Source organism: Colwellia sp. (genome assembly GCF_013215345.1).
Lineage (GTDB): Bacteria > Pseudomonadota > Gammaproteobacteria > Enterobacterales > Alteromonadaceae > Colwellia.
This window is the reverse complement of sequence record NZ_JABSOV010000084.1, coordinates 1-17,829: the sequence shown is the minus strand read 5'-3', so window position 1 is coordinate 17,829 and position 17,829 is coordinate 1. Positions and strand designations below refer to the sequence as shown.

The 17,829-nt window shown below is 39.0% G+C and carries 16 protein-coding genes; 1 reads left to right on the top strand and 15 read right to left on the bottom strand.

Translation table 11 applies throughout. The features are described from left to right. Positions 1 to 84 precede the first annotated feature (84 nt). From HRT50_RS13020 to rppH, 5 genes are all read right to left on the bottom strand, one after another. Positions 85 to 936 (bottom strand): thymidylate synthase, encoded by an 852-nt coding sequence (locus tag HRT50_RS13020; RefSeq protein ID WP_291615198.1) that lies wholly within the window; start codon positions 934 to 936, stop codon positions 85 to 87. Then, positions 936 to 1,808, bottom strand: coding sequence for a prolipoprotein diacylglyceryl transferase (gene lgt, locus HRT50_RS13015; protein WP_291615196.1), 873 nt, complete (start codon positions 1,806 to 1,808; stop codon positions 936 to 938). Before lgt ends, HRT50_RS13020 begins: the two co-directional genes overlap by 1 nt. A gap of 184 nt (positions 1,809 to 1,992) precedes the next feature. Beyond that, on the bottom strand, positions 1,993 to 2,787 hold the full coding sequence (locus HRT50_RS13010; protein WP_291615194.1) for a sulfite exporter TauE/SafE family protein: 795 nt from the start codon (positions 2,785 to 2,787) through the stop codon (positions 1,993 to 1,995). A 94-nt stretch (positions 2,788 to 2,881) separates the two neighbouring features. After that, on the bottom strand, positions 2,882 to 5,236 hold the full coding sequence (gene ptsP / locus HRT50_RS13005) for a phosphoenolpyruvate--protein phosphotransferase (RefSeq protein ID WP_291615191.1): 2,355 nt from the start codon (positions 5,234 to 5,236) through the stop codon (positions 2,882 to 2,884). Between the two features lie 158 nt (positions 5,237 to 5,394). Continuing rightward, the gene (gene rppH / locus HRT50_RS13000) at positions 5,395 to 5,910 is read right to left on the bottom strand and encodes an RNA pyrophosphohydrolase (RefSeq protein ID WP_291615203.1); all 516 of its coding nucleotides are present in this window, start codon (positions 5,908 to 5,910) and stop codon (positions 5,395 to 5,397) included. 139 nt (positions 5,911 to 6,049) lie between these two features. Between rppH and mutH the strand changes: the two genes are divergently transcribed. Next, the gene (mutH, locus tag HRT50_RS12995; protein WP_291615189.1) at positions 6,050 to 6,718 is read left to right on the top strand and encodes a DNA mismatch repair endonuclease MutH; all 669 of its coding nucleotides are present in this window, start codon (positions 6,050 to 6,052) and stop codon (positions 6,716 to 6,718) included. Positions 6,719 to 6,765: 47 nt separating this feature from the next. Here the strand turns inward: mutH and HRT50_RS12990 are convergent, their stop codons facing one another. The 10 genes from HRT50_RS12990 to HRT50_RS12945 form a co-directional block, all read right to left on the bottom strand. After that, complete coding sequence (locus HRT50_RS12990) at positions 6,766 to 7,707, bottom strand: D-hexose-6-phosphate mutarotase (RefSeq protein WP_291615187.1); 942 nt, start codon at positions 7,705 to 7,707, stop codon at positions 6,766 to 6,768. Positions 7,708 to 7,899: 192 nt separating this feature from the next. Continuing rightward, on the bottom strand, positions 7,900 to 10,107 hold the full coding sequence (locus tag HRT50_RS12985; RefSeq protein WP_291615185.1) for a patatin-like phospholipase family protein: 2,208 nt from the start codon (positions 10,105 to 10,107) through the stop codon (positions 7,900 to 7,902). A gap of 320 nt (positions 10,108 to 10,427) precedes the next feature. Continuing rightward, complete coding sequence (locus tag HRT50_RS12980; protein WP_291615183.1) at positions 10,428 to 11,726, bottom strand: amidohydrolase family protein; 1,299 nt, start codon at positions 11,724 to 11,726, stop codon at positions 10,428 to 10,430. Between the two features lie 10 nt (positions 11,727 to 11,736). Continuing rightward, complete coding sequence (locus HRT50_RS12975; RefSeq protein WP_291615201.1) at positions 11,737 to 13,167, bottom strand: amidohydrolase; 1,431 nt, start codon at positions 13,165 to 13,167, stop codon at positions 11,737 to 11,739. Positions 13,168 to 13,497: 330 nt separating this feature from the next. Continuing rightward, complete coding sequence (gene msrQ / locus HRT50_RS12970) at positions 13,498 to 14,127, bottom strand: protein-methionine-sulfoxide reductase heme-binding subunit MsrQ (RefSeq protein WP_291615181.1); 630 nt, start codon at positions 14,125 to 14,127, stop codon at positions 13,498 to 13,500. A gap of 12 nt (positions 14,128 to 14,139) precedes the next feature. Continuing rightward, positions 14,140 to 15,147: a protein-methionine-sulfoxide reductase catalytic subunit MsrP gene (gene msrP / locus HRT50_RS12965; protein ID WP_291615179.1), complete on the bottom strand. Its 1,008-nt coding sequence runs from the start codon at positions 15,145 to 15,147 to the stop codon at positions 14,140 to 14,142. A 268-nt stretch (positions 15,148 to 15,415) separates the two neighbouring features. Then, complete coding sequence (csrA, locus tag HRT50_RS12960) at positions 15,416 to 15,616, bottom strand: carbon storage regulator CsrA (protein ID WP_291615177.1); 201 nt, start codon at positions 15,614 to 15,616, stop codon at positions 15,416 to 15,418. A gap of 78 nt (positions 15,617 to 15,694) precedes the next feature. Then, entirely contained in the window at positions 15,695 to 15,937 is a 243-nt protein-coding gene (locus HRT50_RS12955) for a hypothetical protein (RefSeq protein WP_291615175.1), read from the bottom strand. Between the two features lie 370 nt (positions 15,938 to 16,307). Continuing rightward, positions 16,308 to 16,676 (bottom strand): glutaredoxin, encoded by a 369-nt coding sequence (locus HRT50_RS12950; RefSeq protein ID WP_291615200.1) that lies wholly within the window; start codon positions 16,674 to 16,676, stop codon positions 16,308 to 16,310. Between the two features lie 211 nt (positions 16,677 to 16,887). Then, positions 16,888 to 17,439, bottom strand: coding sequence for a DUF2058 domain-containing protein (locus HRT50_RS12945; protein ID WP_291615173.1), 552 nt, complete (start codon positions 17,437 to 17,439; stop codon positions 16,888 to 16,890). Positions 17,440 to 17,829: the final 390 nt, after the last annotated feature.

Genomic DNA, 17,829 nt, shown 5'->3' with positions numbered 1-17,829 from the left:
TTTCAAATCGTTTTTAGTCGAAAGATCTGATCGCAAGGTGGGCAGTTAGTTCAATCCTTATCCAGTTTTCAGGTTATTTAACAATTACACCGCAAATGGATACTTAATTGCGTCGTGACACTCGTAGCCTTCCACTTTAAAATCATCCATAGTTACCCAAGTTTCTAAATCTTCTAATGATTTGATTTCAGGGTTGATAATAAGTTTTGGCAACGCCATCGGCTCACGTTTTAACTGCACATCTTGCATTAACGATAACTGGTCTTCATAAATATGAGCATTAACAATTTTGTGATACGCCATGCCGGCTTTTTTACCGGTGATTTGCGCCATTAACGCTAAAAAGGTAAACACTTGTACTTGGTTAAAATTAAGCCCTAGCGGCACATCACATGAACGCTGAAAGCTGGTAAGGTGCAAGGTATCACCAAGTAAAGAGAAGTTATGGGTATGCATACAAGGTCTTAAACAACCTAAGTCAAATTCACCGGGGTTGTAAAAAGTCATGATTTCAGCACGATCATCGATACCATTTTTTAGGTTATCAACAATTTTTTTCAGTTGATCGATACTGCCGCCATCTGGCTTTGCCCAGGCACGCGCTTGTATACCATAAACTCGGCCCATATCGTCTTCACCTTTACGGTGTGAGTTATTAAGCCAAGCTTCATTTAAATTGGCATTGGCATCCCAAGTTTTAGTGCCAAGTTTTCGAAAATCACTGGCATTATCATAGCCGCGGATATAACCAATAAATTCCGCAATGGCCGACTTAAAAAAGCTTTTACGGGTGGTAATTAATGGGAACTGGTTATCACCAACGTTATATTCCAAGTCGGCATTTATAACGGTTAAACAGCGCTTACCAGTGCGCTCATTTTCAACCCAAGTACCCTGCTCTATAATTCTTTGACATAGATCTAAATATGCGCGCATTAGCTATTTCCTTTCGCTGATTTACTGACCGGTTCCTGACTAGTTTTAGTCATTTTTTTACTCGCATTAATCGCCGACTTTTGCTGCTGGTTGTAACCCCAATAGATAATAAACAGTCCAATAAGTATCATCGGAATACTTAAAATTTGCCCTTTTGATATAAAGGAAAAATATAAGCCTAGATGCGCATCAGGCTCACGGAAGAATTCGACAATACTTCTAAATATGCCATAGCCAATTAAGAAGGTGCCCGAAGCTAAACCTAAACTACGCGGCTTACGGGTAACAACATACAAAATAATAAACAGTACTACGCCTTCTAAAAAGAATTCATAAAGCTGTGAAGGATGGCGTGGAACTTGTAATGCATCGGTTGGGAAAACCATAGCCCATGGCACATCAGTTTGACGTCCCCAAAGTTCAGCATTAATAAAATTACCTAACCGCCCCATGCCTAAGCCAATAGGCACTAGCGGCACAATGAAATCACCTACCGTTAAAAAGGATTTATTTGTCTTACGGGCAAAAATCAATACCGCTAAAGTCACCCCGAGTAAGCCGCCGTGAAAAGACATGCCGCCTTGCCATATTTCCAGTAAATATAATGGATCGGACAGGAAGTATTCGAACTGATAAAACAATACATAGCCAACACGACCACCTAGAATTACCCCTAAGAAACCATAAAATAATAAGTCACTGACTTGCTCGCGTGTCCATAAGCCGTTACTTCTATCAGCGGCCTTGTTTGCCATAAACATAGCGGCAAGGAAGCCAATTAAATACATGGTGCCATACCAGCGTAATGATACTGGGCCAATGCTAAATATAATCGGGTCTATTACCGGAAATTGTAAAAACTTATCTGTCATTGCTTGTCCGTTTTCTCAAAGTAGAAAGTTAAAAGGTAGAAGGTTAAATATTCGAAAGTTAAAACTATTTATTCATTGGCCGAGATTATACCCTGTTATGGCTAAAAGGTTATTTATTAAAGTACTTCACTGAAAATGACTCCAGTAAAACAAGTTAACTCAAACAAAGTTAACTCAAACAAAGTTAACCAAGCATCATTTTAATAGCGACACAAATTAGAAAAACGGCAAAAAACTTCTTCAAAGTTTTCACCGGTAATTTACTGGCATATTTAACCCCTATTGGTGCAAATATCGCCGAGCTCATCACAATACCTAATAATGCCGGCAAATAAATATAACCTAAGCTCCACTTCGGCAGGTTAGGTAAATTAAAGCCAGTAATGATATAACCAAGGGAGCCAAATAGTGCCACCATTACTCCGCAAGCCGTTGCTAAGCCTATACTATGCCGTACAGACACGCCGAAAAAACTCAACATAGGCACTAAAATAGCGCCGCCAGCTATGCCCATTAAACTAGCAATAATCCCCGTTATAAAACTAATGGTTTGCAACACGTAAGTGGCTGGCAATGACCTCTTTTTTGAGGCATTAATCGAAAGTAACATGTAAACAGCCAATAAAACCACGACAATGGAGAAAAAGCCAGTTAACGCTTCACTCGAAAGAGAGTCAGCAATAAAAGCCCCTAACAATGCCCCTATCGCGACTAAGAGCATTAAGGGTTTTGCTAATGTCCATGGAATATTTTTTTTACTATGATGTGCCAATGCAGCACTGGCCGAGGTAATGACAATAGCCCCTAAAGAAGTGGCTAGTGCCATTGGCATCACTATTTCGCTACTAACGCCAACCATGGGCAGTAAATAAACCAGTGCTGGCACAATAATAAGACCACCACCTATGCCTAACAAGCCAGCTAAAAAACCAACGACACTGCCTAAAGCAACACAAGAAATTAATACTGTTAAAATCATTCTACTTAGCGGAAAACCCGCCCCTAAATATTATTACACTGACAAGACTAGAAAAAAGATACTAGCTTGATACTCATTATTTACTGTTGGTAAACTAACCACCTGCGCGAATAAAGCCGCCTAACCCTAAAGCTTCAAGCTGCTCATTTAGATAACTATGTACTTGCTTGGCTGTTGTTAAGGTTAAAGCTTTAGCTAAAATTGTTTGCGCTTGCGCAAAAGAAATATGACGAATGACCCATTTAATTCGTGGTACGTTATGTCCATTCATACTAATTTTGTCATAGCCCATGGCCAATAATAAAATGGCCCCCGCTGGCTGTGCCGCCAACTCACCACATAAGCTGATGGGAGTTAAATACTGCGCCGATTGCTGAGCTAGACTGTTTAAAGCACTTAACACCGCAGGGTGAAAGGCATCATATAAATTAGCCACTTGGCTATTATTTCGATCTACCGCTAATAAATACTGAGTTAAGTCGTTACTACCGACAGAAAAAAAATCAACACGTTTAGCTAGGGCTTCCATTTGGAATATAACCGAAGGCACCTCCAACATAATACCTATTTTAGGTCGTACTAATTGCGCAGAAACCGCCTTGGCTTTTATTTGTGCTTGCTGGAGACTTAAGTGACCATCAGCATTGCTTGCTGACATAAGTTCAGTGGTTATTTCTGTGGTCAACTCTGTTTTTAGCTCAAAGAAGGCCTGATTGATTAACCGAATGGCTTCATCAACTTCTTCTACACCAGAAATCATCGGCAACATGATTTCTAAATTGTTTAAGCCTTGATTAGCCCGTAACATAGCACGCACTTGCACCAGGAATATTTCCGGATGATCTAGGGTAATGCGAATTCCACGCCAACCAAGGAAAGGGTTTTCTTCATTAATGGGAAAATAAGGTAGTGACTTATCGCCGCCAACATCAAGTGTTCGCATGGTAACACCATGCTTAGGAAATACCTCTAACACCTTACGGTATAACTTAGTTTGCTCTTGCTCTGATGGAAAACAGTGTCGGTTCATAAAGGGTATTTCGGTGCGATACAAACCAATACCTAGCGCACCTAGTTGTGCATTATGTTCAAATCCGGCCGATAAACCGGCATTAAGTAACACTTCAATGGCTCGACCATCTTGGGTAATACAAGGCAGGTGTGCCACTGCCATAACTTTATCAGTCAGGGCTTTTTCTTGGCTTAATAAATATTGATACTCTTGTATTAAGCTTTCATCAGGGTTAATAAATAGCTCGCCACTAAAACCATCAAGTATTGCCTGTTGCTGATGCAATTGACTGAGCACTATGGCATTAACGCCCATGATAGCTGGCAAACCTAATGATCGCGCTAAAATGGCTGCGTGTGAATTATTAGAGCCAGATAAGGAAATAACACCCAACAGCCCCTGATGCTGATATTGCGCCACCATGGCGGCGCTGACATCATGGGCCAGCAAAATAAATTGCTCGGGTAAGAGTAATTCTTCTTTCGTTTGTTGCTGAATATTCACTAATAAGCGTGTACCTAAGTCACGAATATCACTGGCTCGCTCACGAAAATAGCTATCTTCAATGGCTTCAAATTGACTAATGTAATGTTCAATCACTAACTTTAAGGCACTGTCTGCTCGCCAGCCCAGTGAGATTTTGGCCGCAACTTCTTGGCCTAAATTGGCTTGGTCGAGTAATTGTTTGTAGACATCAAAAATAGCCAAGCTGTCATCATCAATAACTTCACTCAATTTACTACTTAAAACATTAAATTCTGTACGGGTTTTTTCAACCGCTTGTTCAAAGCGTAATAACTGCTTTTGGCTATCCGGGGATTTTTTTAATGAAACCGCTGCCAGATCCGCTTGCGGTTGGCAGACTATAATTTCACCTAAGGCTATTCCTGGCGCGCCAGCAATACCATGTAATTGTTTAACACCTTGATTTTGCTCTTCTTGCTGACTGAGTAAACTTTTAATTTCGGCATTAGCCAAAGCACTGGCTAATTGCGCCGACAGTGTCACTAAAAAGGCTTCATCATTTTCGGTAAAGTGACGCGACTCTTTTTGCTGAATAGCTAAAATACCTAACACTTTACGTTGATGAATAATGGGCGTACCCAAAAAGGCATTAAAGTCGTCTTCTTCAACTTCTGGCGCGTGAATAAAGTCTTGATGCAGCTGGGCATCAGCAATATTCAGCGGCTCTTCTCGTTGACCAACAAGGCCAACCAACCCCTCAGAAAAACCAATGCAAGTTTGTCCCTGTGACGTTTTAGCTAAGCCATCAGAAGCCATTAATAAAAAATGTTGCTGATGATAATCAGCTAAATAAATTGAGCAACAATCTGTTTTCATCGCTTTTTTTACGCGATATACCATACGTTCAAGCGCATTTTGTAGTTCAGCTTCTTGGCTAAATTCCAATACTATTCGACGTAAGGTAGTTAACATTTAATTCCTCAAAGATTGATCACAAAATGATGCACACCATTTATTACACACCAGAGTGCAAATGAAAATGTAGAAAAAAATAGCCCACAATAAAGTGGGCTATTAGGATTCTTAACACTACTCTAAATCATAGTAATAATTACGCTTTTTTATGGAAACTAAGCACGACGTTTACGCCGCTCTGGTCGTCGTTCATAGGTTAGCGGTAAAGCAAAACTGGCAAACTCTTTCATGACCTTGCGATAAACATCACGTTTAAAAGACACTACCTGCCTAACTGGATACCAGTAACTTACCCAGCGCCAATCATCAAATTCAGGATGCGGACTATGTAGTAAATCAACTGCAGATTCAGCAGCCGTTAGTTTTAATAAAAACCATTTTTGCTTTTGACCAATACAAACGGGTTTAGAGTCATGCCTAATGTAGCGCTTTGGTAATCGATATTTTAGCCAGTGCTTAGTTGAAGCAACAATTTTCACGTCTTCGGGTTTTAAGCCAACTTCTTCATGTAACTCTCGAAACATGGTTTCTTCAGCCGACTCACCTTCATCAACTCCACCTTGTGGATATTGCCATGAATGTTGCCCAAACCTTCTTGCCCAAAATACTTGTCCCCTGTCGTTAATTATTACTATGCCGACGTTGGCGCGATAGCCTTCGGCATCGATCACAGGAACTCCTGACAATATATAAAATTCTTGCATCAATTCAACCATATTAACGGCAGTGGAGCAAATGATTACTTTGATTTTTTTAGCAATTAATTAATAATAGCCATCAAGTTTATTTCATGGTTAATCTGTTTCCTTTATGAACATACCTTCCTCTGAACAAGCACTGATGGCAAGTGCACAAAATTTAGCCGGCTTAACCTTAGGTGAAATAGCCGAGCAAGCAGGTATTGCCGTTCCTAAGGATTTAACCCGCAACAAGGGGTGGATAGGTTTATTATTTGAGCATGTTCTCGGTGCTAGTGCTGGCTCTCGGCCTGAGCCTGATTTCCCTCACTTAGGTATCGAATTAAAGTCATTACCCATTAATGAGCAAGCTAAGCCCTTGGAAACAACCTTTGTCAGTGTTGCGCCGTTAACAGGCCTAGTTGGAGTAACTTGGCATAATTGTTATGTGCGTAAAAAACTCGCGCGAGTACTTTGGGTGCCAGTAATCACCCCTAAAGATGTGCCACTAAGTGAGCGTTTAGTGGGTATGCCTTTTATATGGTCGCCCAATGTCGAAGAAGAAGCGCTATTAGCGCAAGACTGGCAAGAGCTTACCGATATGATAGTACTAGGTGAAGTTGAGAATATTCATGGCAAACACGGGCAAGTGATGCAGTTAAGACCCAAAGCAGCTAATAGCAAAGTAAAAACCCAAGCCTTTGATCGTAACGGTAAACCTTTTATGACCTTACCACGGGGTTTTTACCTGAAGATAAATTTTACTCAAGCCTTATTACACCGCTATTTAAGAATTAACTAAGCTATCAAAGATAGTTAAAGCTGAACTGAAAAGGAATTAACGTTTCATTAGAGCTTAGTAACGGCTATTTCTTGAGAAATAGTGACGGTCTCTCCTGCAGGTAATTCTTGCCAGTTAGTATTTGCCGCTTCTAAACATACATATTCTTGCTCACCATTAGCATGAATATCCGCCATAGTATTAGCTAACTCAACACCTGGATTCCATAACACCCATTGCTGGCAATTACTGCTAACGATGTCAATTTTACGTTGCCATTTACTATCAACAAGTGTCATTTTTTCAGAGCTGTGATATTCACGATCAATCTCACCAATACAACTGACGCTTTGTTGTTGAATACTTGCACTCGCGGTTAATTTGTCATGATAACTAAGCCCAGTTAACGCATCGATAATGACGTTGCTTGGATTACTGACGGTAAAATAACTATGCAAGGCTGCAGAGTATTGGGCATCTTGTGACGAGAGATTGCTCATGGCTAATGTCTGTTTAAAGCTTTTACCAAAGAACAGTGTTTGTTTTAATTTATAGGCATTAGGCCAAAGTGGATGTTGATTCTCTCCCGCTAAAACTAAAACCAGGGTAACGCCACTTTCATCGGCGGCAATGCTGTCAACTTGCCACGGCAGTTGCCGAGCAAAACCATGATTAGCTGATTTTAGCTGCCTTGATTGAGCACTAGTTTGTTTATCATTAGCGCCAAACCAAGGCCAACACAGCGGAATACCTCCGCGAATGGCTTTACCGGCTTGATAATGAGCTTTTTTACTTAACCATAAAACATCTTTATGACCTGTGGGTTTAAAGCTTAATACTTGCCCGCCATACAAACTTACCAGAGCCTGACAGTGTGGATGGCTAATACTCAAGCCTTCAAGAGCGTCGCCGTCAAGAAACTCTGCGTTACCATCGTTAGCAACATTATCCTGACTTAGGTTAATAGGCGTAACTTGAGCAAAATCATTATCTAGTGGTATTTTTGTCATGGGGTAAACTAATCTGGTTAGGTTATGAATTTAAAAGCTCGCTGTTCGCAGTTTTAAACTCGAAAAGAATAAAGTTTCTTTCGCAGGAAAATCTTATAGCAGCCAAATTCTATAAGAAGCTAACACTGTTTGATAGCATAAAAGTTTACCTAGTAAGCTTGGCTTAACTTTATTTGTACTAGCCGATTGGTACTACCAGCTTTTACCTATGGATAAAAACAATGAATATTCACCGCCAGTGGCAAAACCTACGCCAAATACTGCCGGACCAAAACTGGTATCTGTTCCTAGATAAATGCTGCCTGAGTGAATTAAATCACTGTATTTAACGGTTTCATTTATCCCCCAAACATTACCGGCTTCAATACTGGTGCCTAAATATATAGGTAAGCCTGAGCCACCGGGCACATCACGGCCTAAGTCGTATTGATAAACAACCGCAGCAAAGGCTTTATGCACACCAATGAGCGCATCTTCTTGGTAACCCGACAAGTTTAAAAATCCACCTAGCTCGGTAACATGCACACTAAAGTCGGTGTCATTATCTATGCTAGCAAAAGAAGTAATACCAACAAAAGTATGACCCCCAAGACCAATAGCACCGCGCCAATCTAAGGTAAAGGTAAGTGCTTTATCGTCTGCACTGGCATTGAGCTGCGGCGAGTACTTATCATTTAACCACTGCATCTCAATGACTAACTTATTACCTTGGGTAGGGAAATTAATACTGTTTAAAGTATCATAACCAAACTTAATAAAACTGCCATAACTCTCATAATCAAACTCATCACTCGCCGGAGAATCCTTAGAAAGGTCTCCTGTTTCAGCTATGAAACCCACTTCAATTATGCCGTCAAACGAATAGTTATATCCTAAGGCTAAGGTTGCTAAATAATGGTCTTTGCTCAACTCATCACGAGCACTGGTTTTTTCCCACTTATCTTGTGCATAAGCAACTCTTGCCCTACTGTAGAAATCGTGCGATTTAGTCAAGGGTTGATAAAACTCACTGGCTAGCAAGGTTTCCCAACCTACCCTGACTTCATTTAACCAGCGACCGCCTTTATCATTAATGTCAGTCATCAAATAAGACATATTGATGGAGGTAATGGAGCGGTTAGAAAAATCTGTTTTTAAATTAAAGCCAAAATCAAAATAGTTAGGTCCCCAAGATTTAGCTCTGGTATGTAAAATTAAAACTCGGCCTTGTTCAGTATCGTTAAATTCAACCGTCACTTGTTCGAATTTATCTAGGGCATATACCCTATTAATAGCTGAATCTAATTCATCTTTACTAAGAACTTTATTTAACTCAACAGCAAAATGTAGCGCAATAATGTCATTTTCTACTTTTGAGTTATTTTGAAATTGAATTTCAATGATTTTGTTAGTTAGCTCGGTAAACCATAGTTTAGCTTTAGCGCGTTTTTTTTGTTTATAGGCTTGGTAATCGGCATCATTAATGGCTAATTTTGTCAAAACATCTAAATTAGCCAACGCTGCTTGTTCACCTAACGCTAATGCTTCTGGCATAACAGACCAATCGGTGGTACTTAAGTCATCAATGGCTGGTCGCAATAATATATCGTTATCGTTAAGTAATGATTTTTGCGCCAAACTGGTATTATTAGTCAATATAGTAGATAGCTGATTGAGTACAGAAACGGTACTGGTTAATTGACTTTGATCAGCTAATGGCGAACCTATATCAACGGCAATAACAATATCAGCGCCCATTTTTTTAACCACATCAATGGGCATATTATTGGTAATACCGCCATCAACTAGCATAACACCATCAATTTCCACTGCCGCGACAATACCAGGCACTGACGCTGAAGCCTTCATTGCCTGATTAATACTGCCCGAATCGAGCACTACCATTTTTGCTGTTGCTATATTTGAGGCCACCGCTCTATAGGGAATAGCTAATTCATCAAAGCTAGCAAAAGAGCTAACGGTATCAGTTGAGCGTTGTAATATTTGGTAAGCACTTTGACCGAGTAATAAGCCGTGCGGCACTTTAAATTTGCCATCGCTGTAACCTAACCTGATGGATAAGTTGTATCTATCTCTATGCTGCTTATTTGCATAAGATAAAGCTTCTCTAGGAATAAAATCAGAGAAGCCATTATCCCAATGCAGTTTGAGCATAATTTTTTCAATTTCATCAACTTCATAACCTAAGGCATACATGCCACCAACATAAGCACCAATACTGGTACCGACGACATAGTCTACTGGAATATTATGCTGCTCTAATACTTTAAGTACACCAATATGGGCTGAGCCTTTAGCGCCACCGCCACTTAACACCAAACCAATTTTGTCTCTGGCGTGGGCAGAAGAAGCTAAAGTAGTTAGCTTAAAGAGTAAAAGAGAAAGTAAAACAAAGCGCATAATAGTTGCTTAAAAATTAGTGAGTTAAGGTGAAGCTGTATCACAATGATAATGAAGGGGAATTAAAATACAAGCTTATTCTCTTGCTTACACTTACCAAACGCCTACAGAGCCGATATCGATTGCGCTTAAGACAATACTGAGCAAGACAACTTACTTTAAAAGCAGCGAGGATAAAAATAAAAAACCCGTATGTTAAGTTTCCTTAAAATACGGGTTTTGATTAAAAGTTCAGGAGTAGATGAATCAAGCTAACTACTCAATCCCTGAGGGTTTTAGCTTAGTGCTTTCCCTTAGCTCTTTACCTTAATAATTCGTAACTATTTAGTATAAGAGCGTGGCATATCAGTATCGGCAGTATAACGTTCACGTAAGGCATCTTGACGGGATCTTAACGACATGGCATTACCGTTAATCCACATAGCATCAACCTTAGTACTTATTTCAAACGGGTCACTGCTCCATAAAACTAAATCAGCATTTTTACCAACAACAATACGACCACTATTTAACTTAAAAGTATCGGCAACATTAGCGGTAATGGCTGCTAAAGCGGTAGTTTCAGCTAGACCATTAGCAATAGCCACACCCGCATCAAAGCGTAATTGGTTAATGTTATGACTCTCACCGCTATTACTGATAATTACCTTCACGCCAGCTTTTGTCAGTTTAGCGACATTAGCCAATGAGTTATGTAATGAATCAAAACTACTCGGTAAATTATCAATAGCACTCATCATCACAGTCACGTTGGCTTTAGCTATTTCATCGCTAACTAATACCGCATCACTCGCGCCTACTAACACCAAATCTAGGTTATATTGTTGCTTTAATTTTAATAAAGCTAGAATATCAGTGGCTCTATCTGCATAAGCCAATAATGGCTTTTCACCGGCTAATAAAGCGTACATAACTTTTTGCGAGCGAGAAGGCTCTTTCGCTTCTTTCTTATCTTTTCCTTTAGCCTTTTTATTCTTAGCTTCAGCTTTTTCTGCTTTAGCTAGTTCTTTTTGAGCATCTTCAAGGTCATTAGCTAATGTCTGTAGCTTTAACGCTCGAGAGCCTTTACGACTACTACCCAATGACACCATCACTGCGTTTTTCTGGACAATAACACTGTCAAATTCACCGGATAGATTAACGACAAAGCTTTGGCCAGTGAAGACCTTATCGCCGCCATGTGGCATAACCAAGTTACTGGTAACGCCGCCCTTACGTGCATAAGCAATTAAGCTCGACTTAGGGTTAAAGGCTAAACTAGCATCAAAAGTTAAATCGGCTTTTTTATCCGAGCCATCACGTGTTGCAGAAACGGCGCCCACTTCAACTAGGCCTAGTAAATTTTGAGAAGCAATAAAACCCGGCGTTAAAATACGCCCTTTAGCATCAATTAAAGTATCGGTGTTTAGTGACTCTGGCACTTCATCTTTACTATAAACCGCGATAATTGTGCCGTCATCAATAACAACGGTTGCTTGCGATAAAATGCCTTGTTCCGCAACGGTATAAACAGTGGCATTGGTGATGGCAATAGATTCAGCTTGTACTTGGCTGGTAGTCACAGTAAATGCACCGAATAAGGCACAGCGCAATGACGTTAGTAAATAAGTATTTTTCATTGTGGTTCCTTTACTTGGTAGATGATGTGGTAGATAGTTTGCTAACAGGTGCAGTAACGGCTTCAGTAGCTTGGTCGTTTGCATGATTACTTAAGTTTTGGCCAAGTAAAAAATCACTTTTCGCTTGGTATTTATCATCAAATCGATCATAAACCTTAGCGCCATCAATAAATACTTGCTCTGCTTGGGCATAAACACTAAATGGGTTCATGTTCCAAACGACAACATCCGCATTTTTACCGGCAACTAGGCTGCCAACTTCATCATTAATACCTAATGATTTAGCCGCATTTGCGGTAATCCACTTAATGGCATCTTCTTCTTTTAAAGCGAAACCATTTTCATTGGCGCGATACATTACTTTCGCCGCTTCTTGATTTAAACGTTGGATAGTTGTGCTTGAGTCAGAATGAACCACTGCACAAGAATTTTTCACCGCATCAACAATGGCTGCATTTTCTTCAACCATGTCAAAAGCTTCCATTTTAAAGCCCCACCAATCTGGCCACATAGCGGCACAATTACCATTAGCAGCTAATAAATCAGCAATTTTATAAGCTTCAATTGCATGATGGAAAGTACCTGAGTGATAATTAAATTCATTGGAAAGATCGATCATCACCGCCATTTCTTCAGCTTTGTAACAATGGTTATGAATTAATATTTCGCCGTCTAACACGCCCATTAAAGTATCAAGCTCTAGATCTCGTGTTGGTGCTTGTGGATTTTTACCGGCACTGTAATCGCTGTCGTATTTATCCCACTCACGTTTATATTCAGTGGCGGCAAGCCAAGCGGTTCGATAACCGGCAACATTGCCCATACGAGTTGAAGGTAGAACCTTGCGACTACCATAAACACGTTTAGGGTTTTCACCACAGGCCATTTTCAAACCGTATGGTGCATCGGCAAACTTCATGCCTTGCATAGTATGACTAGGTACATTGCGTAAAGTTACGCCGCGGCCACCAAATAAGTTAGCTGAGCCAGGTAAAATCTGTAGGGTAGTTACACCACCCGCGCGGGCAGCTTCAAAGGCTGGATCTTGTGGCCAAACACTGTGCTCAGCCCAAACTTCTGAGGTATTTGGAGAAGTCATCTCGTTACCATCAGAATGTGATTCTACTTGTGGATTAGGATAAACTCCTAAATGTGAATGAACATCGATAATACCTGGGGTAATCCATTTACCTGCCATATCAATAACCTTCGCCTGCTCTGCAGATAAGTTCTTACCTACTTGCATAACTTTGCCATTTACTAACAATATGTCAGCGTCATCTAAGCGCTCACCGGTACCGGTTAATATTGTGGCATTGGTCAATAAAGTACTTTGTGCTGGAAGAGCTTGGTAAGTACTTGGGTAAGGGTTTTTGTTGATTACAATTTTAGCGTCTTGTTTTTCATTCGGTAAACAAGCCGTTAAGCCAAGTGACAACATACTGGTAGCAAACAAGGTAAACGCACTTTTCTTATTAATAAACTTATGAGTAAACTTACTCATAACTAAATTTCGCGGTAATGTTTTTTTAGACATCTTAATTCCGGTTGAGACATACAGTGCCCGATACCATAAATTTATTTTGGCAAAACAACAAGGTTATGGCGATAAACAGTCATAAAATTACGTTTAATAACATATACCCGTACCATTCAAAGTGCAGGATTTAAGTGGCAATTAAAAGAACTTTAGGCGAGGAGGATACTTTAAGCATAGTCATTCTATGCTTAAATTATTTAACGCGGTATAAAGTCATTTAATAAAGTGGCATTAGCTTTGTCTTTTACTAAATAGTGAACCAAGCAATACTTTGATTTTTTTATAGCGAAAGCTCAGTAAAATGATAGTTAGCAGAAAATAAAATAATGGCGAAATAAGCTCAGACTTAACTGACCAATAAAAGTGTATCGACACTAATACAACAATAAGATAACTAAAGTTATGTAGGTTTTGCCATGACTTACCCATCTTTCGTTTGAGGCTGTTTAAAGACGTAATCGCAAGTGCCGCGACTAAAACAAAAGCCAGCATACCAATAGTAATATAGGGGCGTTTAACAATTTCGTTAAAAAATAACCACCAGGCAAACTGTAAATCAAAGGCTAAAAAATTTAATACATGCATAAAGGCATAACTAAAAGCATATAAACCGAGTAAGCGCCTTACTTGCAGTAAATATCCCTGTTTAAATTTTTTGGCAATGGGTGAAATAGTAAGAGTCACCAATAACAAGTTAAAGGCACCAATGCCAGTAAAGTGAATCACTCGTTCAACGGGATCAGCACCGAGCAAGTCATTAAAGGCAAGGTAATATAAATTAAATAAAGGTAAAAAAGCCGCCAGATGAATAACGACTTTCAACATCAATACTTTTTTCGCTGTAGATATTTTTTTATTCATAAGGAAGAGGACCTAATAATATTTCCTTAAATCCATGCCTTTATACAAATGAGCCACCTGCTCGCCATAACCATTAAAAGGCAAAGTGTTAATACGGTTACGAGAAAATAAACCACCGGAAGTTATATGCCTTTCACTGGCTTGACTCCACCTTGGGTGATCATGCTCGGGGTTAACATTGGCGTAAAAACCATATTCATTAGCTGCCAGCTTATGCCAAGTGGTTTGTGGTTGCTCACTTACTAGCTTAATAGACACGATTGACTTAATGCTTTTAAAGCCGTACTTCCATGGCACCACTAAACGAATAGGGGCACCATTTTGCGGCGGTAAGGTTTTCCCGTATAAGCCGACACTCATTAACGTCAATGGGTTCATAGCTTCATCAATGCGCAGCCCTTCAACATAAGGGTAAGCAATGCCTCCACCTAAGCGCCTATTAGCTTGCCCAGGCATTTGTACCGGATCATGCAGGGTCTCAAAAAAAACGTATTTGGCCGACGAGTTTGGGGAAACTTTTTTTAATAAGTCTGCTAAAGAAAAACCAATCCAAGGGATATTCATTGACCATGCTTCAACACAACGTAAACGATAAATACGTTCTTCTAGGGCAAACATAGTGGTTAGGTCGTCGTAATCTAAAGTGATTGGCTTATCACATTCACCCGAAATAGTTAGCTGCCAAGGATTGACCTTAAAGCTTTGTGATAATTCTGCTGGCTGCTGTTTTTGCGCGCCAAACTCATAAAAATTGTTGTGGGTAGTGACTTTACTTTCAGGGGTAAGGCTTAAGTTATTGCTGTTTGCATCCGCCTGGTACTTTAACGATGTAGTTTTAAATTTTACTTTTTCTTCTTGGGAAAACCAATCTATCGCGTTGGCGCTGGCAGAATTAGCCAGTAAAGCGCCCGCACCTAAAAAACCCAAACTTTTTAATAAGTCACGTCTATTTAAATAAACATTTTCAGGGGTGACTTCACTCTCTTTCAAATCTGAACTTTTCGGTGTTTTTATCAGCACAGCTAATACCTTATTAAATTTTACAACTAGTAATAAGAAAGGTGTTAGCTTAATTAAATTTCAAAGAATAAAGATAAAGGTTGAGCTATTATGCTAATAAAAGTGCCCTTGCTCAAGCCGACATACAAAAGCCAGCAATAAGCTGGCTCATTAATAGCAATTGGTATTATCGTTATTCTGAGATTTCGATAACATATTATATGTCTACTCAATCAGAAATTTAACTGCTCTGCTTTATACATCCCTTGATAAACTGACGGGTGCACTGCTAAGTAATTGAGCTGTTATCACTTTCATTACTCGCTTTCTCAGCTTGAATGCGTTGGTAAATCTCTTCACGATGTACGGAAACATCAGTAGGTGCATTAATACCTATGCGCACTTGACTACCTTTAACACCTAATACCGTGACGGTAATATTGTCATTGATCATTAATGTTTCACCGACTCTTCTCGTTAAAATTAGCATTGTTTGTTCCTTAATATTTATAATCTGTTGATATAATTGTGAATGTGTATTGACAGTTAACATACATAATGGCGGTTATTAAGTCTTTTCTGCATTATTCATTAATTTTGTACAACCTTTGAAGCCTGATTCACTGTTACGTACAAATTGATATTCATAATATGCACCAACAACATGAACTGACTCTGTAGTCTTTTCACTTAAGCTGTATTCATCGCCTGAGTTTGTGACCACTACTGTGCCAATATGAGATGGTTTTGTTGAACAAGCAGATAAACCTAATGATACAACTAATACTAGACTTAATAATGCCTTATTCATTACTACTTATTCTTCCTAGCTGGTAATTTAAATATTAGCTTGCTGAGAAAGCAATACTCTAAGTATTTTTCTGCATAGTAGCCTTGATAAAATACCCTCACATTTTAATTAATGTTCTGGACTTCAGCATAAAGATATTTAAAGGGTTTTATTAAGGACCGCTTTGCAACACACGCCAAAAATGTGCTCATGTGGACAATGTCTAAAGCTTCTAAAATGAAAAATTGATATTATAAGGTTAGTTTAGGGGGATATATTTATATTGCCATTTACAACGGCTGCTTTTCCGCTTAAAAAACAAAAAAGTGCGCCAACAGTGGCACACTTTCTTAATATACAATTTAATTTAACTTAAGCCGCTTAAATTTAATTAGGCAGCTTTAGTTAAGGTCTGTAAATGTGCAACCACATCACTTGACTCATATAACCATTGCACTTGACCGTCGGATTTTTCAATACGTAAACAGGGTACTTTGCGTTTACCGCCTTCACGAGTAAGCTCTTCACTAAAGTCATTTTTACCACTGATGTTACGTAGCTCTATCTTTAAACCTTCTCGTTTCATGGTACGACGTACTTTTACACAAAAAGGACAAGATGGTAGTTGATACAAGCTTAAGCTTTGCGTCTTATCATCAATTTTAGCTTGCTCGTCTATGGCACGCTTTGGCGAACGCGGTGAAAAAATAAAGTTTAGTATTAAAATTAATTGCCCTATTGGCCAACGGATAGCTTTCATCAACATAATATTTAGTAACTCTTATAAATAAAATAATTTCTATAATCTTAATTAACACTTTGTTTAGGTTAACTATTAATATAGGTACTAGTACTTTAGGTGTTCAATACACCAAATTTGAAGGTCATTCTAACATAAATAGCAGGTAAATATTTTCCTGCTATTTATCTCGGTATGTTCAATCACACGAAACACTTAGCGAAATAATCAACTACCACATTAAATCATCAGGTATTTGATAATCAGCGTAGGGATCATTTTCATCGGTTTCTTCAGTCTCAACCTTATCGTTTTGCACTAACACAATACTAGTGTCGAGGTCGGCTATTTTAGCCGCCGTTTCACTGGTAACAAGATAAGTAGTTTCATTTAAGCCACATAGTGCCAAACGACCATTAACCAGTGCTTTATGGGTGATGGTATTAAGCGCTAATTTTTTAACTTTATTATTGAAAGTGTAGTTATAGTCACTATCTCCACTAACACCTGTTAATTGATGATGCTCAAGAATTTGCTTGATACGTAATTTTTGCTCTTTACTGGCAAGCTCTTGTTTTTTGACTTCATTAAGGGCGCTATCTTTAGCAAGCTTATCTGCTTTTGATAGTGCTAAGTCTTGCTTTACCTGCTCTTGCAAGCTAGCGCCATGTTCAACACCGCTACGCTTTTGTTTGTTTTTTTTACGTTTATCTGAGTTTGCTTGACGCGTTTTTTGCTTAGTGGTTAAACCGGCTTTAAGCAACTGCTCTTGAAGAGAAGCCATAATGAATTCCTTACTGCATTGGACAATATTTGAGACGAAAATTTTTGCTATTCTACCCATATTTAAGCTTAAGTGCTAATTAACCTGAACTCTGGATAATGAATGTTTTAACACTATGAAATTAAAATAGTAAATTACATCTCATACACAATGATGTAAGTTTAATCGTTATCAAGGCATTTTAACCTACCCAATAGCGGGCTATTGGTGGGAGAAATAACGCTGAAAGCGGTTAAAATAGCTTTGTTGCGTAATATTGCTTATCCCGAGGTCAGGTTAGTTAAGGCGAATAAAGCCCCTAGCGTACGACTTCATATAGGCTGTAAATAAATAACAGTTTCTAATCTTGATGTTTTAAATTGCCAAATCACATTGAAACCCGTGATTTAT

Excerpts from the sequence above, each read along its gene's own strand:
- lgt (WP_291615196.1), bottom strand. The coding sequence starts at position 1,808 with ATGACAGATAAGTTTTTACAATTTCCGGTAATAGACCCGATTATATTT.
- HRT50_RS13020 (WP_291615198.1), bottom strand. The coding sequence starts at position 936 with ATGCGCGCATATTTAGATCTATGTCAAAGAATTATAGAGCAGGGTACT.
- ptsP (WP_291615191.1), bottom strand. The coding sequence starts at position 5,236 with ATGTTAACTACCTTACGTCGAATAGTATTGGAATTTAGCCAAGAAGCT.
- HRT50_RS12975 (WP_291615201.1), bottom strand. The coding sequence starts at position 13,167 with ATGTTGTCACTTGGCTTAACGGCTTGTTTACCGAATGAAAAACAAGAC.
- HRT50_RS13010 (WP_291615194.1), bottom strand. The coding sequence starts at position 2,787 with ATGATTTTAACAGTATTAATTTCTTGTGTTGCTTTAGGCAGTGTCGTT.
- HRT50_RS12990 (WP_291615187.1), bottom strand. The coding sequence starts at position 7,707 with ATGACAAAAATACCACTAGATAATGATTTTGCTCAAGTTACGCCTATT.
- csrA (WP_291615177.1), bottom strand. The coding sequence starts at position 15,616 with ATGCTAATTTTAACGAGAAGAGTCGGTGAAACATTAATGATCAATGAC.
- HRT50_RS12985 (WP_291615185.1), bottom strand. The coding sequence starts at position 10,107 with ATGCGCTTTGTTTTACTTTCTCTTTTACTCTTTAAGCTAACTACTTTA.
- HRT50_RS12945 (WP_291615173.1), bottom strand. The coding sequence starts at position 17,439 with ATGGCTTCTCTTCAAGAGCAGTTGCTTAAAGCCGGTTTAACCACTAAG.
- mutH (WP_291615189.1), top strand. The coding sequence starts at position 6,050 with ATGAACATACCTTCCTCTGAACAAGCACTGATGGCAAGTGCACAAAAT.
- msrQ (WP_291615181.1), bottom strand. The coding sequence starts at position 14,127 with ATGAATAAAAAAATATCTACAGCGAAAAAAGTATTGATGTTGAAAGTC.
- HRT50_RS12955 (WP_291615175.1), bottom strand. The coding sequence starts at position 15,937 with ATGAATAAGGCATTATTAAGTCTAGTATTAGTTGTATCATTAGGTTTA.
- HRT50_RS12950 (WP_291615200.1), bottom strand. The coding sequence starts at position 16,676 with ATGAAAGCTATCCGTTGGCCAATAGGGCAATTAATTTTAATACTAAAC.
- HRT50_RS12980 (WP_291615183.1), bottom strand. The coding sequence starts at position 11,726 with ATGAAAAATACTTATTTACTAACGTCATTGCGCTGTGCCTTATTCGGT.